Genomic DNA, 22,877 nt, shown 5'->3' with positions numbered 1-22,877 from the left:
CCATGTCCCGCCCGATCCTCATCGCGGCCCTTGCGGCAATCGCCACGACCACCGCCCTCGGCACGGCGGCGCTGGGCCAGTCACGCCATGATTCGAACGCGCCGATCGATTTCGCCGCGCAGAATATGGAACTTCAGGACAAGGCGAATCGCGCGATCCTGTCGGGCGGGGTGCGCATCACCCAGGCGACCATGACGCTGACCGCCGCGCGCGTGACGGTGAACTATACCGGGCAGGTGATCGACGGATCACCCGCGATTTCGCGCGTGGACGCCGCCGGCGGCGTCACGGTGACGCGCCCGGATCAGACGGCGTCGGCCCAATATGGCGTCTATGACATCAATCGCCGCGTCATCACGATGCTGGGCAACGTATCGCTGGTCCAGGGCGGAAACCGGATCAGCGGCGGTCGGTTGACCATCGACCTCGATACCGGGCGCGCCGCGATCGACGGCGCGGGCGTCGGCACCAGTCGCGCGCCCGATGGCAGTGTCGTCCGGTCCGGTGGCCGCGTGACGGGCCGCTTTACCGTCCCCAAGCGCGACTGACCCCGCCGCGCGGACGGTTCGTCCGTTTCCCATGCATGAAACTTGCCAAGTGACGGCGAGGCAAGGATTCGTTAACCAGGGTCTGCGAGCAGGAAGGGCATCATGGCGGACGTCGAAATCATCGAAGCGGTCGAGGAAGTCGCCGGCACCCCGCCGACCAGCGGCCTTGCCGTCGTGTCGATCGCCAAATCCTATGACAAGCGGGTCGTCCTGTCGGACGTGTCGCTGTCGGTCGGTCGCGGCGAAGTGGTCGGCCTGCTCGGCCCCAATGGCGCGGGCAAGACGACCTGCTTCTATTCGGTCATGGGGCTGGTGAAACCCGATTCGGGCCGCATCATGCTCGACGACGTCGATATCACGCCGCTGCCCATGTATCGCCGCGCGATCCTGGGTCTGGGCTATCTGCCGCAGGAAACCTCGATCTTTCGCGGGTTGACCGTTGCGAAGAACATTTCCGCAGTGCTCGAACTCTCCGAACCGGACAAGGCGGCGCGCGAACGGCGGCTGGAGCAGCTGCTTGAGGAATTCGGCCTCACCCGCCTGCGCGATGCGCCGTCTATGGCGCTGTCGGGCGGCGAGCGGCGCCGCGCCGAAATCGCGCGCGCGCTGGCCGCCGACCCGTCGATCATGCTGCTCGACGAGCCGTTCGCGGGGATCGATCCGATCTCGATCGCCGACATTCGCGATCTGGTGAAGGAACTGAAGACCCGGAATATTGGCGTCCTCATCACCGATCACAATGTGCGCGAGACGCTCGACATCGTCGATCGCGCCTCGATCATCTATGACGGGCGGGTGCTGTTCGCCGGCTCCCCGGCCGATCTCGTCGCCGACGCCAATGTTCGCCGCCTCTATCTGGGCGAGGGATTCTCGCTGTAATGATTGGTCACGGCACCGGCCCGCTCCTCCACCTTGCCACCCGACGACATGATGATCCGGGTGGCCGGGCGGAGGAGCGGGCCGACGCCGCTCTCGCCCAAGGATGAGCCTCGCCCCCCGCCTCGATCTGCGCCAGTCGCAATCGCTGGTGATGACGCCCCAGCTCCAGCAGGCGATCAAGCTGCTGGCGTTGTCCAATCTCGAAATCGAAAGCTTCATCGCCGAGGAGATCGAGAAGAATCCGCTGCTCGAAACCGGCGGCGGCGATGACGAGCGCGCCGATCCCGTTGACGCGCCCGAGCCGGCGGCGGACCGCGAAGGCCCTGCGGAGGCGGGCGAGTTGCTCGATTCCGGCGCGGCGACCGGAGAGGCGTCGCTCGACGTCGATCTGACGGCGGAAACCTTTCACCACGACAGCGCCGCCGATTCGGTGGGCGGTCTCGACGGTGGCCTCGGCATGGCCGGAACCGGGTCGGGGAGCGGGGTGGAGGATGGCCCCGATTTCGACAGCTTCGCGGCCGCCGATGCCAACCTTGCCGATCATCTGCTGGCGCAGGCGGGATCGGTGCTTGATGGCGGCGACCTGTTCATCGCGCGCCACCTGATCGACCAGATTGACGAGGCCGGCTATCTGACCGCGTCGCTTCTCGACATCGCGAGCCGGCTCGGCGTACCGCTCGCCCAGGTCGAGGCGGTGCTGGCGGTCATCCAGACCTTCGATCCGACCGGCGTGGGCGCGCGCGATCTGGCCGAATGCCTGGCGTTGCAGGCGCGGGAGGCGGACCGCTACGATCCCTGTATGGCCGCGCTCATCGCCAATCTGGACCTGCTCGCGCGCGGCGAACTCGGCCGGCTCAAACGCATCTGCGGCGTCGATGACGAGGATATGGCGGACATGGTCCGCGAACTGCGCGGCTATGACCCCAAGCCGGGATGCCGCTATGGCGGCGAGCCGGTGGCGGCGGTGACTCCCGATATCTTCGTGGCGCCGCGCGGGGCGGGATGGGCGATCGAGCTCAACAGCGCGACGCTGCCCCGCGTCCTCGTCAACCGCGCTTATTATGCCGAGGTGTCGGCCGGCCCCCAGGATAAGTCGAGCAAGGCGTGGCTCAGCGACATGCTTGCCAGCGCCAACTGGCTGGTCAAGGCGCTCGACCAGCGGCAGCGCACGATCGTCAAGGTGGCGAGCGAGATCGTGAAGCAGCAGGAGGCGTTTTTTCGCCAGGGCGTCGCGCATCTGCGCCCGCTGACGCTGCGGCAGATCGCCGACGCGATCGAAATGCACGAATCGACGGTCAGCCGGGTGACTTCGAACAAATATCTGTCCTGCCCGCGCGGCCTGTTCGAACTCAAATATTTCTTCACCTCGGCGATCGCGTCCGCCGATGGCGGCGACGCCGTCTCCGCCGAGGCGGTGAAGAGCGCATTGCGCGCCCTGATCCAGGCGGAGGATCCCAAGAAGATCCTGTCCGACGACACGCTGGTCGAGCTGCTGAATGCGAAGGGCTTCGACATCGCCCGCCGAACGGTCGCCAAATATCGCGAATCGATGGGCATCGGCAGTTCGGTCCAGCGCCGCCGGCAAAAGGCGCTGGAGGGGGCCTAGTTCGGGACCGCAGACGCACGCCGGGTCGCTTTTTTGCGGGCCGGGGTGGACATGCCGTGCGCGGCGCGCTCCGCCCGTTCCCGTTCCGATAAAATCCACCAGCCCCCCATTCGCCGGTTGCGGAGCGCGGCGCGAGCGGCCAAGCACCGGGCATGACCAGTATCGGGATCTATGGCAGCCTCGGCCGGATGGGCGTGGCGATACGCGACATTCTGGCGGTGCAGGGCGTGCGCCTGGCGGGTGGAGCGGATGCGGGGGACGATCCGGCTCCCCTTGCGCGGGACGCCGATGCGCTGGTCGATTTCTCGACCCCCGGGGCGCTGGAGGCGCATCTTGCCGCGGCGCGGACGACGGGGACGCCGATCGTGATCGGAACCACTGGTCTGTTGCCCCAGCACCACGCACTCATCGACGATGCCGCGCGCGACATCGCGGTGCTACAGACCGGCAATACCTCGCTCGGCATCACCCTGCTCGCGGGGCTGGTCCGCGCGGCGGCCGCGCGGCTCGGGCCGGACTGGGATATCGAGGTGCTGGAGATGCACCACCGGCAAAAGCTCGACGCTCCCTCCGGCACCGCGCTGATGCTGGGCGAAGCGGCGGCGGCGGGGCGACAGGTCGTGCTGGGCGATGTCCGGGTCGCCGATCGCGCCGGGCTGGTCGGCGCACGCGCGGAGGGGACGATCGGCTTTGCCTCGCTGCGCGGCGGCACCGTCGTCGGGGATCACAGCGTCGTCTTCGCGGGGGAGAACGAGCGGATCGAGCTGACCCATCGCGCCGATGATCGCGCGATCTTTGCCCGGGGGGCGGTGCGCGCGGCGCTGTGGCTCGCGGACCAGCCGGCGGGGCGCTACACGATGGACGCCGTGCTGGGGCTCTAGCGCCGATCGCGTCTGGCGCCGGCCCCGCATGACGCGTCAGCCGGGCGTCGGCAGCCGATCGAGATATTTGTCGAGCGTGATCGGATAGTCGCGCACGCGCACGCCCGTCGCATTGTACAGGGCGTTCGCGACCGCCGCGCCCGGACCGCATATCCCCAGTTCGCCGACGCCCTTTGCCTTCAGCGGCGCGATCACGGGGTCCAGCGTGTCGAGGAACACGCATTCCTGGTGCGGAATGTCAGCATGGACGGGGACCTCATAACCAGCCAGGTCATGGTTGACGAACAGGCCGAAGCGCGTGTCCACCGCCAGTTCCTCCATCAGCGCCGCGCCGGCGGACATCACCATGGCGCCGATCACCTGGCTGCGCGCCGAAAGCGGGTTGAGGATGCGGCCGGCGTCGCACACCGCCAGCATCCGCCGGATTTGTGTTTCGCCGGTATAGGCATCCACGGCGACCTCGGCGAAATGGCCGGCATAGGTCCCCACGTCATACGCCTTTTTGAAGGCGCCGAATTCCATCGCGCCATCCGCCGACATCGCGCCCGCATCGGTCAGCGCGATCGTGTCCTGGCCGGTTTCGATCCTGCCGTCGCGGAACCGGGCAGTGTCGCCGTCGAATCCCAGCTTTTCGCCGATCGCGCGACGCAGTGCGAGGCACGCCGCATAGACACCGGCGGTCGCGCTCGCGGCGCCCCACTGACCACCCGATCCGGCGGCGACGGGGAAATCCGAATCGCCCAGTTCGACCGACACGCGATCCAGCGAGACCCCCATCGTCTCGGCCGCCGTCTGGGCGATGATCGTGTAGCTGCCGGTGCCGATATCGGTCATGTCGGTCTGCACGGTGATGCGCCCGTCCGCGTCCAGCTTGATCCGCGCGGCGGATTTCATCGTCGGCGCGCCGCGATATCCGGCGGCAACGCCCATGCCGACCAGCCATCGACCCTCGCGCACCGCGCCGGGCTTTGCCCTGCGCCGGTCCCAGCCGAACCGCTGCGCCCCCTCGCGCAGGCAGCGCGTGAGGTGCCGGTCGGAAAAGCGCTTGTCCGGATCCGCAGGCACCGTCTCGGGCTCGTTGCGGATGCGCAGTTCGATCGGATCCATGCCCAGCCGCTCGGCGAGTTCGTCCATCGCCACTTCCAGCGCGAGATGCCCTGACGCTTCGCCCGGCGCGCGCATCGCATTGCCCTCGGGAAGGTCGAGCGTGGCGATGTGATTGGCGGTGAGCCGGTTCGCCCCGGCATAGAGTTTGGGCGTCTGGGCGGTGCCGTCCTCGCCATCCTCTCCATTCAGGTTGCCGGACCAGTTTTCATGGGCGATCGCGGTGATCCGCCCGTCCTGTCCGGCGCCGATCCGGATGCGCTGGATCGTCGCGTGGCGGTGCGTCGCATTATTCGCCATCAGCGGGCGCTGCATCGCGATCCTGACCGGCCGACCGGCGGCCTTTGCGCCCAGCGCCGCGAGCACCGCATCGGCGCGCACGAACAGCTTCCCGCCAAAGCCGCCGCCGATATAGGGCGAATCCACGCGAATCCTGTCGGCGGGGATGCCCAGCACCGTCGCCATGCTGCGCCGCGCCCAATCGATCATCTGGTTCGACGTCCAGATGGTCAGCCGATCCCCTTCCCAGGCCGCGATCGTCGCAAAGGGTTCCATCATCGCATGGGTTTCGTCCGGCGTCGTGTAGCGCGCATCGATCCGCACCGGCGCGGCGGCGAAGGCGGCATCGAAATCGCCACGCGTGTCGCGATCGGGCTTGCCGCCCCCAGCCTTGGCCAGTGGGGCGTCCGGCGCCGCCTTCGCCAGATCGAACGCGCCCTCTGCCCGGTCATAACGCGTCTGGATCAGCGCCGCCGCCGCCCGCGCCTGTTCGAACGTTTCCGCGACGACACAGGCGATCGCCTGGTGATAGTGGGAAATCGCGTTGCCGCCGAACAGCGGCGCGTTGTTGAATTGCGGTTTGCCGACGGGTCCGGTTTCCGGCGCGGCGACGACCGCGAGAACGCCGGGGGCCGCCCTGGCGGCGGCGGTATCCATCGACACGATCCGCCCCTTGGCGATCGCCGAGCCCAGGATGAATCCATAGGCCTGATCGGCGGCGACGTCGTGCCGTTCGGCGGCATAGGGCGCGGTTCCCGTGGTCTTCAGCGGGCCATCGATCCGCGGCGTCGGCTTGCCGACGATCCGGGCGTTGTCGAACAGGTTGGTTCCGGCAGGGGCGTCGAATTGCATCGGTCAGCTCCTCGCTTCGGCGATCAGGCCCGCCAGCGCCCGCTCGGCCAGCGCGATCTTGAACCGGTTGTCGTCGGTCGGGCGCGCCGACGCAAAGGCGCGGGCGACCACTGCCCTGGCGCCGCCGGGCAGCAGGGCCTCTGCGTCCTCTACCCGCCACGGCTTTGGCGCGACGCCGCCAAAGGCGACGCGGCCGGTGCCGTCCGCGTGCAGCACCGCCGCCACCGAGACCAGGGCGAAGGCATAGGATCGCCGGTCGCGCACCTTGTGATAGAAATGACGTCCCCCCGGCGGGCGCGGCAGGACCACCGCCGTGATCAGCTCACCGGGTTGAAGCACCGTCTCGACATGTGGCGTATCGCCCCACAACCGGTGAAAATCGGCGATCGGAATGGCGCGCACCCCGCCGTCCGGCTTCACGGTTTCGATCACCGCGTCCAGCACGCGCAGCGCGACCGCCATGTCGCCCGGATAGGTCGCGATGCACGCGTCAGACGTGCCGACGACGCCCAATTGGCGCGACACGCCACCGATCGCGCCGCAGCCGCTGCCCGGCTTGCGCTTGTTGCAGGGCAGGTTGGGGTCGTAGAAATAGGGACAGCGCGTGCGTTGGAGCAGGTTGCCCCCGGTCGTCGCCTTATTGCGAAGCTGGCCCGACGCCCCTGCCACGACCGCACGCGTCAGCACCGCATAGTCGCGTCGCACGCGCATGTCTGCCGCGAGCGCGGTGTTGCGGACCATGGCACCGATGCGCAGGCCGCCCGCCTGCGTCTCCTCGATCCGGTCCAGGCCCAGGCGGTTGATGTCGATCAGATGGGCCGGGGTCTCGATGCCGAGTTTCATGAGGTCGAGCAGGTTGGTGCCGCCGGCGATGAACCGCGCGCCCTGAACGCGCGCGGCCATCGCGGCCGCTTCGGCCGGGGTCGTGGCGCGCGCATAGGTGAATCCCTTCATGCCTTCGCTCCGGCGACTTCCGCCATCGCGTCGGCGATATTCGAATAGGCGCCGCAGCGGCACAGATTGCCGCTCATCCGTTCGCGCATCTCGATATTCGTCGGGCTGGGCCTGGCGGCGACATCCTCCTGGACGTGGCTGGGGATGCCGCGTCCGATCTCGTCCAGCACGGCGACGGCGGAACAGATTTGCCCGGGCGTGCAATAGCCGCACTGATATCCGTCATGCTTCACGAACGCCGCCTGCATCGGGTGGAGCCGGTCCGGCGTTCCCAGGCCCTCGATCGTCGTGACCTTGTCGCCATCATGCATCACGGCGAGCGTCAGGCAGCTGTTGATCCGCTCACCATTCACGATGACGGTGCAGGCGCCGCACTGGCCGTGATCGCACCCTTTCTTGGTTCCGGTCAGCTTAAGATGCTCGCGCAACGCGTCGAGCAGGGTGGTGCGCACGTCGATGTCCAGCCGGCGCGGCTTGCCGTTCACGGACAGCGAAACGGGCATCGTGTCGTGCCGCGTCGCCGCGGCGGCGGCGGCGGAGGAGGTGCGGACCTGGCTGGCCGCCACGCCGACCGCGCCCGCGGCAAGAACGCCCCGGCGGGACAGGCTGAATGGATCGACGTCGTTCATGCTTCGCGGCCTCCCGTTTCGCACCCCTGCCCGATCCTAACGTGCCGGGACGCCAATTGTTACGGCGTTCCCCGCCACGGGGCGCTTTTGCCGCGATGATGCCCCTGCGATCCGGTGCTAGCGTTTCCGCCACACGGGAATCAGCGGCAGCATTCGGTGCAGCACCTCGTCCCGGTCGATGAAATGATGCTTGAGCGCTCCGAGCACGTGCAGCCCGAGCACCACGTAGATGGCCTTCACCAGCGCCTTGTGCAGTCCGCCCAGCGTTTCGGCCATCGCCGCGCCCCCGCCGACCGGCAGATTGGGCGCCGGGATCGTGCCATAGAGCGGTGTTTCGGGCGCACCGCCCGCTGAAGCGGCCGCCCAGCCGAGCAGCGGCGCGCCGATCATCAGCACATAGAACAGGACATGGATCGACCGCGCGATCCACCGCTGCCAGCGCGGGGTCGCATCGGGAAAGGGAGGAAAGGGATGCGCGAACCGCCAGCCCAGCCGCGCCAGGCTCAGCGCCAGCACGGTGATTCCGACCGATTTGTGAAGCGCGAAATAGGGCAGCCTGTCCGCCCGGGCCGCGTCCTCCATCCACCCGCCAAAGGTCGCGTTGGCGAAGATCAGGACGAAGATCGTCCAGTGCAGCACGATCGACACGGTCGAATAGCGGGATCTGGCTTCGCGCATCCACGGCCTCCGGCGGACAAGAGGGAACGTGTCGTATCTTCGCGCGCGACATCGGTCCGCGTCAACAGCTTGCCGTCGCCGACCGGGTACGCCTATCCTGGCGCCATGCTCGAAATGCGCCCCGACTGCGAACGCTGCGGCATCGACCTTCCCGCCGATCAGGGTGGCGCCTTCATCTGTTCGTTCGAATGCACCTTCTGCGCCGATTGCGTCGATGCGCTGGACGAGATCTGCCCCAATTGCGGTGGCGAGCTTCTCGACCGGCCGGCGCGCACCGGCGACGCGCTCCGGCGCAATCCGGCAAGCGACGTCCGCCGCTTTCGGGTCTAGCCGGCTATCGTCGCCCGCGCCGTTCGCCGGGCGCGACCGATGGGGCCATGTGCCGAACTTTCCCACCCGCCCCGAAATATGCGATGGCCGTCGCATGGTTCGCCGCGTCGATGATCCAGACATGCAGATGCTCCGTCGTCCCCGTCCGGCGCCCGCAGCATGGGGGGCAATCCGTGCCGATCGCGTCGGGCGGGTCACCCGCGCGCTTCGGACCCGTTCATGAGCATTCCGCGCATCCTTATCATCGCCGGGTCCGATTCGGGCGGCGGCGCGGGTATTCAGGCCGATATCCGCACCGTCACCATGCTGGGCGGCCACGCGATGACCGCGATCACCGCGATCACGGCACAGAACACGCTGGGCGTCACCGCCATCCATCCGGTGCCGGTCGAAACCGTGCTGGCACAGATTGACGCGGTGACGTCGGACATCGGCGTGGACGCGGTGAAGATCGGCATGATCGGATCGGCGCGGATCGCCGATGCGGTCGCCGAACGGCTGGAGGCGCTCGATTGTCCGATCGTGTTCGATCCGGTCATGATCGCGACCAGCGGCGCCCCGCTCGCCGATGACGCGACCGTCGCCGCCTTTGAACGCCTGATGGCACTCGCCTCGGTCGTGACCCCCAATCGACCCGAACTCCAGGCGCTGGGTGGCCGCGCCGCGGTGCTGCGCTTTGGCTGCCACCTCGCCGACAAGGGCGGACATGGCGAAGGGGACGAGATTGTCGATCGCCTCTATGCGCCCAAGGACCGGCTGGTGATGGAGGTGTCGGCGGAGCGAATTCACACCACCGACACCCATGGCACCGGTTGCACCTTCGCCACCGCGCTCGCCACGGGGCTGGGTGCCGGACTGGGGATCGGTGATGCCTTTGTCCAGGCGGTGCGCTTCGTCCGGCTGGCGATCGTCAATGCGCCCGGGTTGGGGGAGGGGCATGGGCCGATCGGCCATGCGCTCGGCATGGTCCCGTTCGACGTGATCGATGACGAGGATGACGACGATGCCTGATCTCGCCTTCGAAACCCGCCATGCCGCGCGCGGCCCGGTCGCCGGGGTGGACGAGGCGGGGCGCGGGCCGCTCGCCGGGCCGGTGGTTGCGGCCGCCGTGATCCTGGATCCGGCATGCATCCCGCCCGGCATCGATGATTCAAAGGCGCTGTCCGCCGCGAAGCGCGCCGCGCTGTCCGCCGCGATCCTCGGCTGCGCGCGGGTCGGGATCGGCATCTGCTCGGTGGAAGAGATCGACCGGCTCAATATCTTCTGGGCGACGATGCTGGCGATGACGCGCGCGGTGGCCGCGCTCGACCTGCCGCCCGCCTATGTGCTGGTCGATGGCAATCGCTGTCCGGACTGGCCGCATGCGTCGGAGGCGGTGGTCGGCGGCGACGCGCGCTGCCTGTCGATCGCCGCCGCCTCGATCGTCGCCAAGCATCGCCGTGACTGCATGATGGCGGAGCTGGACGCGGCATTCCCCGGCTATGGCTGGGCATCGAACAAGGGCTATGCCGCCAGGGCGCACCAGGAAGCATTGCGAACGCTCGGCCCCACGCCGCATCATCGCCGCAGCTTCGCTCCGGTGGCGCAGGCGGAACTCGCCTTCGGTTCGGCGGTTGGGCGCGAGTAGCCGGAACCCAGCTTCGACGAATGGGAGACGGGGCGGGACCGCCAGCCACAACAGGGCTCCTCCGATGGAAAGCCGGCAGCTGCACCGGGGGCGGCTGATCGATCCTGCCGGCAACAATATCGAGGCGGTGTATCCCGGGCCTGCGAAACGGAATGCCCGTTCGGTGCTGGTCGAATTCGAGGGTTGAAGGAAAGGCCCGCCGCAGCATCGGCTGCGACGGACCCCTTTCCTCCCCAGGAAATCCTTCATTCAGTCGTCGGTGCCGTCGGCCCCGCTCCACCCCGACCGGTCACGCAGCGGTCGCGACCGGTCGGGGTGGAGCGGCGCCGGATCGGGCGTCACGCCGCGAACTGGTTCATCGTGTTGTGGACCCCGCCAGCCTTCAGCGCGGCCTCGCCGGCGAAATATTCCTTGTGATCGTCGCCGATGTCGCTGCCCGACATGTTCTGGTGCTTCACACAGGCGATCCCCTGGCGGATCTCCTGGCGCTGGACGTTGCGGACATAGCCCAGCATCCCGGCCTCACCGAAATATTCCTTCGCCAGATTGTCGGTCGACAGGGCGGCGGTATGATAGGTCGGCAGGGTGATGAGGTGGTGGAAGATGCCCGCCCGCGCCGCCGCATCCTTTTGAAAGGTACGGATCCTTTCGTCCGCTTCCTCGGCGAGCGGAGTCCCGTCATAGTCGGCGCTCATCAGCCGGGCGCGGTCATAAGCGGAAACGTCCAGCCCCTGCTCGACCCAGCGGTCATAGGCCTGCTGCCGGAAATTGAGCGTCCAGTTGAAGCTCGGCGAGTTATTGTAGACCAGCTTGGCATCCGGCACGACCGCACGGATCCGATCGACCATCGACGCGATCTGTTCGATATGCGGCTTCTCGGTCTCGATCCACAACAGGTCGGCGCCATGCTGAAGGCTGGTGATGCAATCGAGCACGCAGCGATCGGCGCCGGTCCCCTCGCGGAACTGGAACAGGTTGCTGGGCAGCCGCTTGGGCCGCATCAGCTTGCCGTCGCGTTCGATGACCACGTCCCCGCGCAACTGGCTCGGATCGGTGATCTCCTCGCAGTCGAGAAACGCATTATACTGATCGGCCAGATCGCCCGGCTCCCTGCTGAACGCGATCTGCTTGGTCAGTCCCGCGCCCAGCGAATCGGTGCGGGTGACGATGATGCCGTCATCGACGCCCAGTTCCATGAACGCGTAGCGGCAGGCGCGGACCTTCGCCAGAAAGTCCTCGTGCGGCACCGTCACCTTGCCGTCCTGATGGCCGCACTGCTTCTCGTCGCTGACCTGATTTTCGATTTGCAGCGCACAGGCGCCCGCCTCGATCATCTTCTTGGCCAGCAGGTACGTTGCCTCGGCATTGCCGAACCCGGCATCGATATCGGCGATGATCGGCACGACATGCGTCTCATACTGGTCGATGGCGTGCTGGATGCGCGCGACCTCGACCTCGTTGCCCGTGTCGCGGGCATGGTCGAGATCGCGGAACATCATGCCCAGTTCGCGCGCATCGGCCTGTTTGAGGAAGGTGTACAGTTCCTCGATCAGCGCCGGCACGCTGGTCTTTTCATGCATCGACTGGTCGGGCAGCGGGCCGAATTCGCTGCGCAGCGCGGCGACCATCCAGCCCGACAGGTACAGGTAACGCCCCTTGGTCGAGCCGAAATGCTTTTTGATCGAGATCATCTTCTGTTGCGCGATGAAGCCGTGCCAGCAACCCAGCGACTGGGTGTAGGCTGCGGGGTCCGCGTCATAGGCGGCCATGTCGCGGCGCATGATCCCGGCGGTGTATTTCGCGATGTCGAGACCGGTGCGAAAGCGGTTCTGCAACCGCATCCGCGCCACGGATTCGGCGTCGATGCCGTTCCAGCGGCCCTGTTGCGCGTCGATGGGCGTCCGCGCCCGGGCGATTTCGTCCTGATAGGTCATGCTGCACCTCGCTGTGTTGCGAGCGTCTTATTCAGATTTACACGAGAATCGGCCAAATTTGCGTCGTTGGCGGGGTCAACGGGTCGGTGATGCGCGGCCCGCTATACGTAATTCTGTAAATTTCTTACATAAGTCGGGCGGGTCGCTGCCCAGGGCGCGGGTCTTTTTCGCCACACCCCAGAGATAGTGCCTGTGGATAAGTTCCGGACTCAATATGTGGACAAGTCCCGAAATGTTCCGCCAAGTTAACGGAATCCCAAGGGTTTTCGTTAACCATTGTTCGCTTGACGGAGTCCGCCCTTTCGTGGCGTTTCGCCGGTTCAACGGGGTGGGAGCGGTTAATGGGGGTCATCGAAAAGCTGGCAAGGCCGGATGTGCGCACGCGCAGCTGGGTCGATGTGTTGCCCCTCGATTCGATCATCCAGCAGGATTGTATCGAGGCGATGCGCGCGCTTCCCGCCGCGTCGGTCGACATGATCTTCGCCGATCCACCCTATAATCTTCAGCTCGGTGGCGACCTCAGCAGGCCCGACGGCAGTCATGTCGATGCGGTGACCGACGATTGGGACAAGTTCGATTCGCTCAACGCCTATGACGCCTTTACCCGCGCCTGGCTGGAAGAGGCGCGCCGGATCCTGAAACCCAACGGCACGATCTGGGTCATCGGCAGCTATCACAACATCTTCAAGGTGGGGTCCGCGATCCAGGATCTGGGCTTCTGGATCCTCAACGACATCATCTGGCGCAAGGCGAACCCGATGCCCAATTTCAAGGGTACGCGGTTCACCAATGCGCACGAAACGCTGATCTGGGCATCGATGGGGGAGAAGGCGAAATACACCTTCAACTATCGTTCGATGAAGACGCTCAACGACGAGCTCCAGATGCGCAGCGACTGGGAATTTCCGATCTGCTCGGGCCAGGAGCGCCTGAAGAAGAATGGCGCCAAGGTTCATCCGACGCAAAAGCCGGAAGCCCTGCTCTACCGGGTGATGCTCGCCTGCACCAAACCGGGCGACGTGGTGCTCGATCCGTTCTTCGGCACCGGCACCACCGGCGCGGTCGCCAAGCGGCTGCGGCGCCACTGGATCGGCATCGAGCGTGAGGGCGGCTATGTCGAGGCTGCGCAGGAGCGGATCGCGGCGGCGCTGCCGCTGGACGAGAGCGCGGTCACGACGATGATGGCGCCGCGACAGGCGCCGCGTGTCGCGTTCGGGACGCTGGTCGAAACCGGGTATCTGACCCCCGGCGCGGTGCTGAGCGATACCCGGCGCCGGTGGCGCGCGGTGGTGAAGGCCGACGGCTCGCTGCTCACCGATTGCGGGGCGGCCGGCTCGATCCACAAGGTCGGCGCGACGCTCCAGGGCGCGCCCTCGTGCAACGGCTGGACCTTCTGGCATTATGAGGCCGAGGACGGCCTCAAGCCGATCGACGCATTGCGCCAGACCTACCTGCTCGCCACCCAGCCTTAAGCCGGTTCGGCCTCGTCGTCATCCGCCTCCGCCCCCGCATCGGCGGGTGCGGGTGGCGGGTTCTCGCGCCGCTTTTTCAGCGCGCGGGCGACCAGCAGCCCTCCCAGGATGAACCCGCCCGGTGCGAGCAGGACCGCCGCCGCGATCGCGGCGTTGCGCGTCGCCCGCGATTTTGGCGTCGCCTCAGACAGTGAAGCTCTCGCCGCAGCCGCACGCACCCTTCGCGTTCGGATTGTTGAAGACGAAGCCGGCGGTGAAGTCGTCCTCCACCCAGTCCATGGTCGATCCGATGAGATAGAGTAGCGAAGCGCCATCGACGAAAAATGTCCCGCCAGGCGTGTCGATCCGTTCGTCGACCGGGTTCGCCTGCGTCACATAATCGACCGAATAGGCAAGGCCTGAACAGCCGCGGCGCGGCGTGGACAGCCTTACCCCCACCGCATCGGCCGGCGCGCGCGCCATCAGGTCGGCGACGCGCTGCTCGGCGGCGGGCGTCAGGATGATCGCGGCGGGGCGCGGGCGAGTCGTGGTTTCGGCCATCACAGCATTCCCAGTTCGAGCCGCGCCTCGTCGCTCATCTTCTGCGGGTCCCAGGGCGGGTCCCAGACGAGATTGACTTCGGCATGCCCCACGCCCGGCACCGCGCCGACGCGCAATTCGACCTCGCCCGGCATCGATTCGGCGACCGGGCAATGCGGCGTGGTCAGCGTCATCGTCACGACGGCATGGCCGGCATCGGTGACCTCGACATTGTAGATGAGGCCGAGGTCATAGATGTTCACCGGGATTTCCGGATCATAGATTTCCTTCAGCGCCTCGATGATCGCGTCATGGGTCGCGCCGCCGGGCTCGCCCGCGCCGATATCGGCGGGCTTCTGTGCCAGAAACCCTTCCAGATAGTCGCGCTTGCGTTCGAATGTCGCGCGCGGATCGGCACCGCTCTCGACACGCGCTCTGGGTGCCGGCGGCACCGCCGACACTTCTTCCACTTCGATCTTGCGCTCTTCGTTCATCCGAAGATCCTCGTCACTCGTTCGATTCCCTTGATCAGTGCGTCGATATCCGCCGCGCCGTTATTGACGCCGAAGCTGGCCCGCGCCGTCGCGGCGACGCCCAGCGCGTCCATCAACGGCTGGGCGCAATGATGGCCGGCACGGATCGCGACATCGCCTTCGTCCAATATGGTGGCAACATCGTGCGGATGCACGCCTTCGACCTCAAAGCTCACGATCCCCGCGCTGTCCTCGGGGCCGAACAGGCGGACGCTGTTGAGGCCGGCCAGCGTCGTGCGCGTCCGGTGGACCAATGCGGTCTCATGCGCATGGATGGAATCGAGTCCGATCCCATCGACATAGTCGATCGCGGCGTGCAGGCCGATGACGCCGACGATATGGGGCGTTCCCGCTTCGAACCGGCCCGGCGGCGGGGCATAGGTGGTGCCGCCGAACGTCACCCGGTCGATCATCGACCCACCCCCCTGATAGGGCGGCATCGCCTCAAGCAGGTCGCGGCGACCCCACAGGACGCCGATTCCGGTCGGCCCATACAGCTTGTGTCCGGAAAAGACGTAGAAATCGCAGTCCAGGTCCGCGACATCGACCGCCAGGCGCGGCACCGCCTGGCACCCGTCGAGCAGGAGCTTCGCCCCCACTCCATGGGCAAGCGCCGCGGCCCGCTTCGCATCCAGCACCGAGCCGAGCACATTGGATACATGCGCCAGCGCCACCAGCCGGTGCCGCTCGGTCAGCATCGCGGCCATCGCGTCGAGATCGATCCGGTGATCGTCGGTCAGCGGCACCACGTCGATCTGCGCGCCGGTGCGTTCAGCCACCATCTGCCACGGCACGATGTTCGAATGATGCTCCAGCGTGGAGAGCAGGATGCGGTCGCCGGCCTTCAGCTGCGTTCCGGCCCAGCATTGCGCGACCAGGTTGATGCCCTCGGTCGCGCCGCGCACGAACACCACTTCGTCGTCCTGCCCGCCGATGAACCGCGCCACGCGCCGTCGCGCCGCCTCGAACGCGAGCGTCATGTCGGCGGACCGCTGATAGACGCCGCGATGGACGGTCGCATAATCCCGCGCATAGCCGCGCGTGATCGCATCGATCACCGGTTGCGGCTTTTGCGACGTCGCTGCCGTGTCGAGATAGGCCCAGCCGGCCGGGATCGCCGGAAAGTCGGCGAGCAGGTCGAGCGGGGCGGTCTGGGCCAACGCCGTCACAGCGCCGTCTCCAGCCACGCGTCCGCATCCGCGGCGAACGCCGCGCGCACCGCCGCGTCGCCGATCCGGTCGAGGGCGTCGGCGACGAAGGCGTGGGTGAGAAGCGCCTTTGCCCGCGCCTCCGAAATCCCCCGCGAGCGCAGGTAGAACAGCGCGCGTGCGTCCAGCTCCCCCACCGTCGCGCCATGCGCGCATTTCACATCGTCGGCAAAGATTTCCAGCTCCGGCTTGAGGTTCACGGTCGCGGTGCGCTTGAGCAGCAGGCCGCGCAGGGACTGTTCGCCATCGGCCTTCTGTGCGTGCCGGCGTACCGCCGCGCGGGCGGCCATGCTCGCCATGGACGTGTCGGTCGCGACCGCGCGCCACAGCTGGCGGCTGGTCCCCTCCGGCATCGCATGGTCGATCACCGTCGCCGCGTCGGCGCGCTCGCTCGCGCGGGTCAGCAGCGCTCCACCCGCCTCGCCATAGGCGCCCGCCCCGGTCAGCACGATCTGTGCCTCGATCCGCGCGGTGCGGCACCCGGTGACCAGCGCGGTGCTGGTGAAGCTGGCCGCGCCGGCGACCGACGCCGTGCAATAATCGATGTGTGCGCCGCCGTCCTTGCGCGCCCGCACGGCGCGCATCAGCCGTGCGCCGTCGTGCAGATCGACCCGCAGATCGGCGTTGCTCCATCCCGGACCGACATGGGTTTCGACCAGCGAAGCGACCGCATCGCGCATCATCACCAACTGGTTGGACAGATACGCGACGCCGCCGCTGGTCGCGTGGATCACCTGGATCGGTCCCTCCAGCGCCGCGTTCGGCTCCAGCGTCAGGACATAGCCCGCCTGCGCCGGCGCGGTATCGCTTCGCGAATAGGGCGTCGGGCGCGGCGCCGTGGGCGCGGCGGCGATCCGCAGCGGACCCGGGCGGCTCGCCCCGTCGATGAACACGCCGTCGTGAAACAGCAGGCGCGGCCCGGGCAGGTCCAGCCAGAGCGATGCGATGTCGGGAAGGGACTGGCGGGGCGCGGCCGCCAGTTCGTCGAGCGGCGCGGCGTCGAACCAGCGCCAGTCCTCCTTCGCCGGCGCAGCGAGAGTCGCGGTCCGGGTCATTTGCGGCCCCGTTCCTTCGCCAATCCGGCGATCCCCGCGGTTCGCGCCTTGTCGAGACAGGGGACCAGCGTCTGCAATTTGGCGTCGAGCTGCTGCTTGAACACCACCTTGTCCTTCGCCTGCGCGGCGAGCGATTCGATCGCCGGCACTTCCGGCCCGATGCATACGAGCATCGCCTGGCAGCCGATCGCATCGATTGCGGTGTCACCGGTCGATTTGAGCGTCTTGCACGCCACCTTGTCGCCGACCAGGCGCCAGGTGCCGCGCCATTCCTTCAGCCGCTGGCCGATGACCACGATCTCGTCCTGCGCGCTCGCGGCGGCAGTGGCGTCGGGGGCAGGGGCGGGTGCCGCCTGAGCGGCGAGCGCGAGAGCTGTGGCGAAGATCATGCCGCCACCTGCGCATAGCCGTCACGCTCAAGCTCGAGCGCGAGTTCAGGCCCCCCCGACCGGACGATCCGCCCGCCGGCAAGGATATGGACCGCATCGGGCCTCACCACGTCGAGCAGGCGCTGATAATGGGTAATAAGCAGCACCGCCTTGTCGGGTGCGCGCATGATGCGGTTGATCCCGTCGCCGACGATGCGCAGCGCATCGATGTCGAGGCCCGAATCGGTTTCGTCGAGGATCGCCAGCTTCGGGTCGAGGATGCCCATCTGCACCATCTCGTTCCGTTTCTTCTCGCCGCCCGAAAAGCCGACATTGACCGGACGCTTGAGCATCTCGACGTCCATTTCCAGTCCCGCCGCCTGCGCGCGCGCGCGCTTCAGGAAATCGGCGCCCGACAACGGCGCCTCGCCGCGCGCGCGGCGCTGGCTGTTCAGGCTCTCGCGCAGGAACTGGAGGTTGGAGACGCCGGGGATTTCGACCGGATATTGAAAGCCCAGGAACAGCCCGGCTGCCGCACGTGCATCCGGTTCCATGTCGAGCAGGTCCTGTCCGTCAAAGGTCGCCGACCCTTGCGTCACCATATAACCGGGCCGTCCGCCGAGCACATAGCCGAGCGTCGATTTGCCCGCGCCGTTGGGTCCCATGATCGCGTGGATCTCCCCCGCATTCACCGTGAGGCTCAGGCCGTTCAGGATCTGCTTGCCGTCGATTTCGGCGTGGAGGTTATCGATGTAAAGCATGAAGGGTTCCGTTGAAAATGGTCGTGACGAACCGCGCGGGCATGTCGCCGGCACGGTGTGAAAGGCGGGGGCGGTCTGTCATTTCGGCCCGTCGGTCTGGCCGCTGCCAAAGGTGATTGCCGGGCCGCTGCCGCTTTCGTCCCGTGGCGGCGGCGGCAATTTGCGCATGCGGTTGGCATCCTCCGCATCCTGCTTGCCGATCGAGGGGCCGACCGCCGGCGTCCGGGGCGGGTCCGGCTTGAGCAGCTTGCCAAGCCCGAGTTCGGGCGCGGGTTGCGCGGGCAGGGTCTTTGGTTCCACCGCGACGAGCCCCTGCGTGCCGTCGCCGCCGCAATATTTCCTGCCCGCCGTCGATGTGATGCACTCGGGCAGCGAATTGCAGGCGCTGTCGTCCAGCTTCTTGACCCCGCTCGAAACGAAGACGCGGCAGTTGATCAGACGCCCGTCGGCGGCGCGATCAAAGATCAGCGCGACGCGTCCCACCTTCGCCTCGACGACGATTTCGTCATAGACGACATCGGCGCTCTCCGCAGGTGCCTGCGGAGCGGCGCTCTCCGCAGGCACCTGCGGAGTGGCGGTCTGCGCGCCGAGCGCGAGGAGGAGCACGAGCGGCGTCACCATACCCCTCCAGGGGCGAAGGCACCCTGTTTGAAATTGGTCGAAGGCCCATAATCGCCCGCTGTCCAGCCACGCGTCTCGACGCGATCGAGCGCGGCGATCGATCGTCGGTCCGCATCCGTCCCGTCCTGCGCGAGAAGGCGCGCGCGGGTTTCCGGGCAACTCTCCCGGACCCGCGCGACCGGAAAGCCATTGCCGCGACGAAATTCCCGATCGCCGCGCATCGCGTTCGCCAGGCATCGCAGGTGATCGGAATAAAGGACGGTCAATTCCTCGCCGCCATTCGCGCGCGTGCGAGCGGCTCTTTCCTGTTCCGCGAACAGTCCGTCCATCCGCTTGAACACCTCGCGCGCATTGCCCGGCGCGTAAATGCGGACGTATGGATCCATCTCTTTTTTCAGTGCTGCGTGCTGTTCCGCACAGGCCCGGGCGCGCGTCTCGAAATTCGCCTCGTTCGGATCGGACAAACAGGCGCTGTTGAGATAGGCAACGACACCGAACGGGGCGATCATCACCTGCGCCTGCGCAGCGGGGGCAAGGAGGATGGCGACCGCAGACGCGATGATTGAAAGGGCGCGGATCATGTCGTGCTATTGCGCTTTCGCATCGGCCTGGGCGGTCGGCGGAAAGGCGTCGATCGCGGCGAGGGCATCGGCGATGATCTTGCCGCGCGCGCTGGCCGACTGTCCGCTGTTCTGCTTGAGAACGCCGTTGGCGTCCTTCGCCGCTCTCTTGCGCGCCGCGCTGCAATCGGCGCCCTTTGCCACCACCGGCTTCACCACGACGCCGTTCTGGCGCAATTCCTCGCCCCGGCTCGCAATCCGGCACGAAACATAGGGAAAGAGCGCGGGTGCGATCTCGTCTGGAATGTCGAGTTTGGTGGCGGTCGTAACGGTAACGGGGGTTTCGACCGTCACCGTTTCGTCGGCCACCGGCGTCGATTGCACGGCCAGGGCGATCATCACCGCGATCATCCCACACTCCCCTCAAGCGAAATGCCGAGCAGCTTCTGTGCCTCCACCGCGAATTCCATCGGGAGCTGCTGGAGCACCTCCCTGGCAAAGCCGTTGACGATCAGCGCGACCGCCGCTTCCTGATCGAGGCCACGCTGCATGGCGTAGAACATCTGGTCCTCGCTGATCTTGCTCGTGGTCGCCTCGTGCTCGATCTGAGCTGAAGGATTCCTGACTTCGATATACGGCACCGTGTGCGCGCCGCAGGCGTCGCCGAGCAGCAGCGAATCGCACTGGGTGAAATTGCGGACCCCCTCTGCGCCCGGCGCCACGCGGACCAGCCCGCGATAGGTGTTGTCGCTGCGCCCCGCGCTGATCCCCTTCGACACGATGGTCGAGCGCGATCCGCGACCATTGTGGATCATCTTGGTGCCGGTGTCGGCCTGTTGCCGGTTGTTGGTCACCGCGACCGAATAGAATTCACCGACGCTGTTCTCGCCGTTCAGCACGCAGGACGGGTATTTCCACGTGATCGCGCTGCCGGTTTCGACCTGCGTCCAGCTGACCTTCGAATTGCGGCCCTGGCACAGCGCGCGCTTGGTCACGAAATTATAGATGCCGCCCTTGCCGTTCTCATCGCCCGGATACCAGTTCTGGACGGTCGAATATTTGATCTCGGCATCGTCGAGCGCGACCAGTTCGACGACCGCGGCATGCAGCTGGTTCTCGTCGCGCATCGGCGCGGTACAGCCTTCGAGATAGCTGACATAGGCGCCCTTGTCCGCGACGATCAGCGTGCGTTCGAACTGGCCGGTATTTTCCGCATTGATGCGGAAATAGGTGCTGAGCTCCATCGGGCAGCGCACGCCCTCAGGCACATAGACGAAGGTGCCGTCGGAAAAGACCGCGCAGTTCAATGCCGCGAAATAATTGTCGCGGATCGGCACGACCTTGCCCAGCCACGCCTTTACCAGATCGGGATATTCGCGAATCGCCTCGCTGATCGAACGGAAGATGACGCCGGCTTCCTCCAGCTCCTTGCGGAAGGTGGTGGCGACCGAAACGCTGTCGAACACCGCATCGACCGCCACCTTGCGCGCGCCCTCGACCCCGGCGAGCACCTTCTGCTCCTCGATCGGGATGCCGAGCTTTTCATAGGTGCGTCGGATTTCCGGATCGAGTTCGTCGAGCGAACTGATCGTCGGCTTCTTCTTCGGCTCGGCGTAGTAATAGGCGTCCTGATAATCGATCGGCGGCACGTTCAGCTTCGCCCAGTCGGGCGCGGTCATCGTCAGCCAGTGGCGATACGCCTTGAGCCGCCACTCCAGCATCCATTCGGGCTCGCCCTTCTTGGCGCTGATGAAGCGGACGGTGTCCTCGCTCAGCCCCTTGGGTGCGAACTCCTGCTCGACGTCGGACGCGAAGCCCCATTCGTATTTCTTGTTGGCGGCGGCGAGCGCCTCTGCGTTCTTGGTGGCCATCAGGCAGGTTCCGGCTGGGTCGAGAGGGTGGCGAGGGTGACGCCGGCAAGCGCGCCGCGAACCGAGGCGTTGACCGCGTTCCAGTGCGGCTTCACGCGGCAGTTTTCCTCGATGCAGCAATCGTGGCGGCCGGTATCGACACAGGCGGTCATCGCGATCGGCCCCTCGATCGCCTCGACGATATCGGCAAGGCTGATCGCTGCGGGCGGGCGGGCCAGGCGAAACCCGCCGCCAGTGCCGCGCGCACTTTCGATCAGGCCCGCGGCGGACAGGCGGCTGACCAGCTTCTGCACCGTCGGCAGCGGCAGGCCGGTCTCGTCGGCGAGCAGCGTCGCGTTCAACCGGCCGGTGACGCCGCAATGGCGCGCGGCGGCCGACAGCATCACGACGGCATAGTCAGTCTGGGCCGAAAGGCGCATGAGTCTCCGGGGCGCAAATTGCGAGCCATTCTCAAATCGGAATGATTCGTTCCGATTGGGCAGATGGGCGCGGCGCTAGGCATAGTCAAGCCGGGGGCTTATGGGCCGGTCATGCTCTATGACCTGCTCCGGCCGCTGATCTTCACGCTCGACGCCGAACGCGCGCACCGGCTCGCCATCCGGGCCGCCGCGCTGTCGGCGGGAGGCACCGCGCCCCTGTTGCGTGACATTCCGCGCGTCCGGCCGGTGACGATCGCCGGCCTGGTATTTGCGAACCCGGTCGGCCTGGCCGCCGGCCTGGACAAGGATGGGGAGGCGATCGACGGCCTGTTCAACCTGGGTTTCGGCAGCGTTGAAATCGGGTCGCTCACCCCTCGGCCCCAGGCCGGCAATCCGAAACCGCGCCTGTTCCGGCTGGTCGAGGATCGCGGCGTCGTCAATCGCATGGGATTCAACAATGGCGGGATTGACGCCGCGCTTGAACGGGTCGCCCGGGCGCGGCGCGCCGGCATGCTCGGCATCAATGTCGGCGCGAACAAGGACAGCGTCGATCGCGTCGCCGATTATGCGCTGGCGGTCGGCAAGGCGGCGCGGCATGCCGATTACGTCACGATCAACGTCAGTTCGCCCAACACGCCCGGCCTGCGCGATCTTCAGTCGCGGCCGGCGCTCGACGACCTGCTCGCCGCATCCGCCGCCGCGCGGCTGGTGGAAGGGCGTCGCGTTCCGCTGTTCCTCAAGGTGGCGCCCGACCTTGACCGTGCGGGCCTGGAGGGCGCGGCGGGCGCCGCGATCGATCATGGCATCGACGCGCTGATCGTCGGAAACACCACCATCTCGCGCCCGGCGGGCCTGCGTTCGCGCGCCGCCGGGGAGGTCGGCGGCCTGTCCGGCGCGCCGCTCCGCGAACTCGCGCGCGCAAAGCTGGCCGACGCCATTTCGATCTGCGGCGGGCGATTGCCGGTCATCGCCGTCGGCGGAATCGATTCGGCGGATGAGGTCCGCGCCCGGCTCGATGCCGGCGCGGCGATGGTGCAGTTGTATTCCGCGCTCGTCTATGAAGGGCCGGGCCTGGTGCGCCGCATCCTCAAGGCGCTCTGAACGCAGCAGCGACGCCACGATGACGTAGCGGCATTGCGCTCGCGCCGCGCCGCGTTAGGGTTCGCGCAAGCGGCCGGCACGAACCGGC

General features: G+C 67.1%; 27 protein-coding genes. 10 read left to right on the top strand and 17 right to left on the bottom strand.

What is annotated here, in order from left to right:
* The first annotated feature begins 2 nt into the window (after positions 1-2).
* The 4 genes from KF783_RS03275 to dapB all read left to right on the top strand — a co-directional run bounded on the left by KF783_RS03275 (position 3) and on the right by dapB (position 3,914).
* Entirely contained in the window at positions 3-548 is a 546-nt protein-coding gene (locus tag KF783_RS03275) for an LptA/OstA family protein (protein WP_294076542.1), read from the top strand.
* Between the two features lie 102 nt (positions 549-650).
* Entirely contained in the window at positions 651-1,427 is a 777-nt protein-coding gene (gene lptB / locus KF783_RS03270) for an LPS export ABC transporter ATP-binding protein (RefSeq protein ID WP_294076541.1), read from the top strand.
* A 103-nt stretch (positions 1,428-1,530) separates the two neighbouring features.
* Complete coding sequence (gene rpoN / locus KF783_RS03265; protein WP_294076540.1) at positions 1,531-3,033, top strand: RNA polymerase factor sigma-54; 1,503 nt, start codon at positions 1,531-1,533, stop codon at positions 3,031-3,033.
* Positions 3,034-3,185: 152 nt separating this feature from the next.
* Positions 3,186-3,914, top strand: coding sequence for a 4-hydroxy-tetrahydrodipicolinate reductase (gene dapB / locus KF783_RS03260; RefSeq protein WP_294076538.1), 729 nt, complete (start codon positions 3,186-3,188; stop codon positions 3,912-3,914).
* A gap of 36 nt (positions 3,915-3,950) precedes the next feature.
* On the opposite strand, the gene paoC is transcribed toward dapB, so the two are convergent.
* The 4 genes from paoC to KF783_RS03240 form a co-directional block, all read right to left on the bottom strand.
* Entirely contained in the window at positions 3,951-6,149 is a 2,199-nt protein-coding gene (gene paoC / locus KF783_RS03255; RefSeq protein WP_294076536.1) for an aldehyde oxidoreductase molybdenum-binding subunit PaoC, read from the bottom strand.
* Between the two features lie 3 nt (positions 6,150-6,152).
* Entirely contained in the window at positions 6,153-7,103 is a 951-nt protein-coding gene (locus KF783_RS03250; RefSeq protein WP_294076534.1) for a xanthine dehydrogenase family protein subunit M, read from the bottom strand.
* A complete protein-coding gene (gene paoA / locus KF783_RS03245) occupies positions 7,100-7,732 on the bottom strand; it encodes an aldehyde dehydrogenase iron-sulfur subunit PaoA (protein WP_294076533.1) in 633 nt (210 codons plus the stop codon). The genes KF783_RS03250 and paoA overlap by 4 nt, the downstream gene beginning before the upstream one ends.
* 117 nt (positions 7,733-7,849) lie before the next feature.
* Complete coding sequence (locus KF783_RS03240; protein ID WP_294076531.1) at positions 7,850-8,410, bottom strand: cytochrome b; 561 nt, start codon at positions 8,408-8,410, stop codon at positions 7,850-7,852.
* Between the two features lie 105 nt (positions 8,411-8,515).
* Between KF783_RS03240 and KF783_RS03235 the strand changes: the two genes are divergently transcribed.
* From KF783_RS03235 to KF783_RS03220, 4 genes are all read left to right on the top strand, one after another.
* Positions 8,516-8,740, top strand: a complete 225-nt coding sequence (locus tag KF783_RS03235) for a DUF1272 domain-containing protein (RefSeq protein WP_294076530.1) — start codon at positions 8,516-8,518, stop codon at positions 8,738-8,740.
* 219 nt (positions 8,741-8,959) lie between these two features.
* Complete coding sequence (gene thiD / locus KF783_RS03230; protein WP_294076529.1) at positions 8,960-9,751, top strand: bifunctional hydroxymethylpyrimidine kinase/phosphomethylpyrimidine kinase; 792 nt, start codon at positions 8,960-8,962, stop codon at positions 9,749-9,751.
* On the top strand, positions 9,744-10,367 hold the full coding sequence (locus KF783_RS03225; RefSeq protein ID WP_294076527.1) for a ribonuclease HII: 624 nt from the start codon (positions 9,744-9,746) through the stop codon (positions 10,365-10,367). Before thiD ends, KF783_RS03225 begins: the two co-directional genes overlap by 8 nt.
* A 64-nt stretch (positions 10,368-10,431) precedes the next feature.
* A complete protein-coding gene (locus tag KF783_RS03220) occupies positions 10,432-10,554 on the top strand; it encodes a hypothetical protein (protein ID WP_294076525.1) in 123 nt (40 codons plus the stop codon).
* Between the two features lie 151 nt (positions 10,555-10,705).
* Here KF783_RS03220 and KF783_RS03215 read toward each other — a convergent pair whose 3' ends face one another.
* A complete protein-coding gene (locus KF783_RS03215) occupies positions 10,706-12,301 on the bottom strand; it encodes an isocitrate lyase (RefSeq protein ID WP_294076524.1) in 1,596 nt (531 codons plus the stop codon).
* Between the two features lie 341 nt (positions 12,302-12,642).
* Between KF783_RS03215 and KF783_RS03210 the strand changes: the two genes are divergently transcribed.
* Entirely contained in the window at positions 12,643-13,773 is a 1,131-nt protein-coding gene (locus KF783_RS03210) for a site-specific DNA-methyltransferase (protein ID WP_294076522.1), read from the top strand.
* Here KF783_RS03210 and KF783_RS03205 read toward each other — a convergent pair.
* The 12 genes from KF783_RS03205 to KF783_RS03150 all read right to left on the bottom strand — a co-directional run bounded on the left by KF783_RS03205 (position 13,770) and on the right by KF783_RS03150 (position 21,688).
* Positions 13,770-13,991, bottom strand: coding sequence for a hypothetical protein (locus KF783_RS03205; RefSeq protein ID WP_294076520.1), 222 nt, complete (start codon positions 13,989-13,991; stop codon positions 13,770-13,772). The two genes, KF783_RS03210 and KF783_RS03205, sit on opposite strands and share 4 nt — an antisense overlap.
* Positions 13,957-14,313 carry an iron-sulfur cluster assembly accessory protein gene (locus KF783_RS03200; RefSeq protein WP_294076518.1) on the bottom strand — a complete coding sequence of 119 codons (357 nt, stop codon included), beginning with the start codon at positions 14,311-14,313 and terminating at the stop codon, positions 13,957-13,959. The genes KF783_RS03205 and KF783_RS03200 overlap by 35 nt, the downstream gene beginning before the upstream one ends.
* Positions 14,313-14,786, bottom strand: a complete 474-nt coding sequence (locus KF783_RS03195; protein WP_294076516.1) for an SUF system Fe-S cluster assembly protein — start codon at positions 14,784-14,786, stop codon at positions 14,313-14,315. The genes KF783_RS03200 and KF783_RS03195 overlap by 1 nt, the downstream gene beginning before the upstream one ends.
* The gene (locus KF783_RS03190; RefSeq protein ID WP_294076514.1) at positions 14,783-15,994 is read right to left on the bottom strand and encodes a cysteine desulfurase; all 1,212 of its coding nucleotides are present in this window, start codon (positions 15,992-15,994) and stop codon (positions 14,783-14,785) included. Before KF783_RS03190 ends, KF783_RS03195 begins: the two co-directional genes overlap by 4 nt.
* A complete protein-coding gene (locus KF783_RS03185; protein WP_294076512.1) occupies positions 15,991-17,088 on the bottom strand; it encodes a SufD family Fe-S cluster assembly protein in 1,098 nt (365 codons plus the stop codon). Before KF783_RS03185 ends, KF783_RS03190 begins: the two co-directional genes overlap by 4 nt.
* Positions 17,085-17,477, bottom strand: coding sequence for a hypothetical protein (locus KF783_RS03180; protein WP_294076510.1), 393 nt, complete (start codon positions 17,475-17,477; stop codon positions 17,085-17,087). The genes KF783_RS03185 and KF783_RS03180 overlap by 4 nt, the downstream gene beginning before the upstream one ends.
* The gene (gene sufC, locus KF783_RS03175) at positions 17,474-18,217 is read right to left on the bottom strand and encodes a Fe-S cluster assembly ATPase SufC (protein WP_294076509.1); all 744 of its coding nucleotides are present in this window, start codon (positions 18,215-18,217) and stop codon (positions 17,474-17,476) included. The genes KF783_RS03180 and sufC overlap by 4 nt, the downstream gene beginning before the upstream one ends.
* Before the next feature lie 78 nt (positions 18,218-18,295).
* Positions 18,296-18,838: a hypothetical protein gene (locus KF783_RS03170; RefSeq protein WP_294076507.1), complete on the bottom strand. Its 543-nt coding sequence runs from the start codon at positions 18,836-18,838 to the stop codon at positions 18,296-18,298.
* On the bottom strand, positions 18,832-19,419 hold the full coding sequence (locus tag KF783_RS03165) for a hypothetical protein (protein WP_294076505.1): 588 nt from the start codon (positions 19,417-19,419) through the stop codon (positions 18,832-18,834). Before KF783_RS03165 ends, KF783_RS03170 begins: the two co-directional genes overlap by 7 nt.
* Positions 19,420-19,425: 6 nt before the next feature.
* The gene (locus KF783_RS03160) at positions 19,426-19,809 is read right to left on the bottom strand and encodes a hypothetical protein (protein WP_294076503.1); all 384 of its coding nucleotides are present in this window, start codon (positions 19,807-19,809) and stop codon (positions 19,426-19,428) included.
* Complete coding sequence (sufB, locus tag KF783_RS03155) at positions 19,806-21,269, bottom strand: Fe-S cluster assembly protein SufB (RefSeq protein WP_294076501.1); 1,464 nt, start codon at positions 21,267-21,269, stop codon at positions 19,806-19,808. Before sufB ends, KF783_RS03160 begins: the two co-directional genes overlap by 4 nt.
* Positions 21,269-21,688 carry an SUF system Fe-S cluster assembly regulator gene (locus KF783_RS03150; protein ID WP_294076499.1) on the bottom strand — a complete coding sequence of 140 codons (420 nt, stop codon included), beginning with the start codon at positions 21,686-21,688 and terminating at the stop codon, positions 21,269-21,271. The genes sufB and KF783_RS03150 overlap by 1 nt, the downstream gene beginning before the upstream one ends.
* A gap of 111 nt (positions 21,689-21,799) precedes the next feature.
* Here KF783_RS03150 and KF783_RS03145 point away from each other — a divergent pair, with 111 nt between their 5' ends.
* Positions 21,800-22,789 carry a quinone-dependent dihydroorotate dehydrogenase gene (locus KF783_RS03145; protein ID WP_294076497.1) on the top strand — a complete coding sequence of 330 codons (990 nt, stop codon included), beginning with the start codon at positions 21,800-21,802 and terminating at the stop codon, positions 22,787-22,789.
* Positions 22,790-22,877: the final 88 nt, after the last annotated feature.

The sequence above is a fragment of the Sphingomonas sp. genome (genome assembly GCF_019635455.1).
Taxonomy (GTDB): domain Bacteria; phylum Pseudomonadota; class Alphaproteobacteria; order Sphingomonadales; family Sphingomonadaceae; genus Sphingomonas.
The sequence above is the reverse complement of the archived record's forward strand: the minus strand, read 5'-3'. Positions and strand labels throughout refer to the sequence as shown.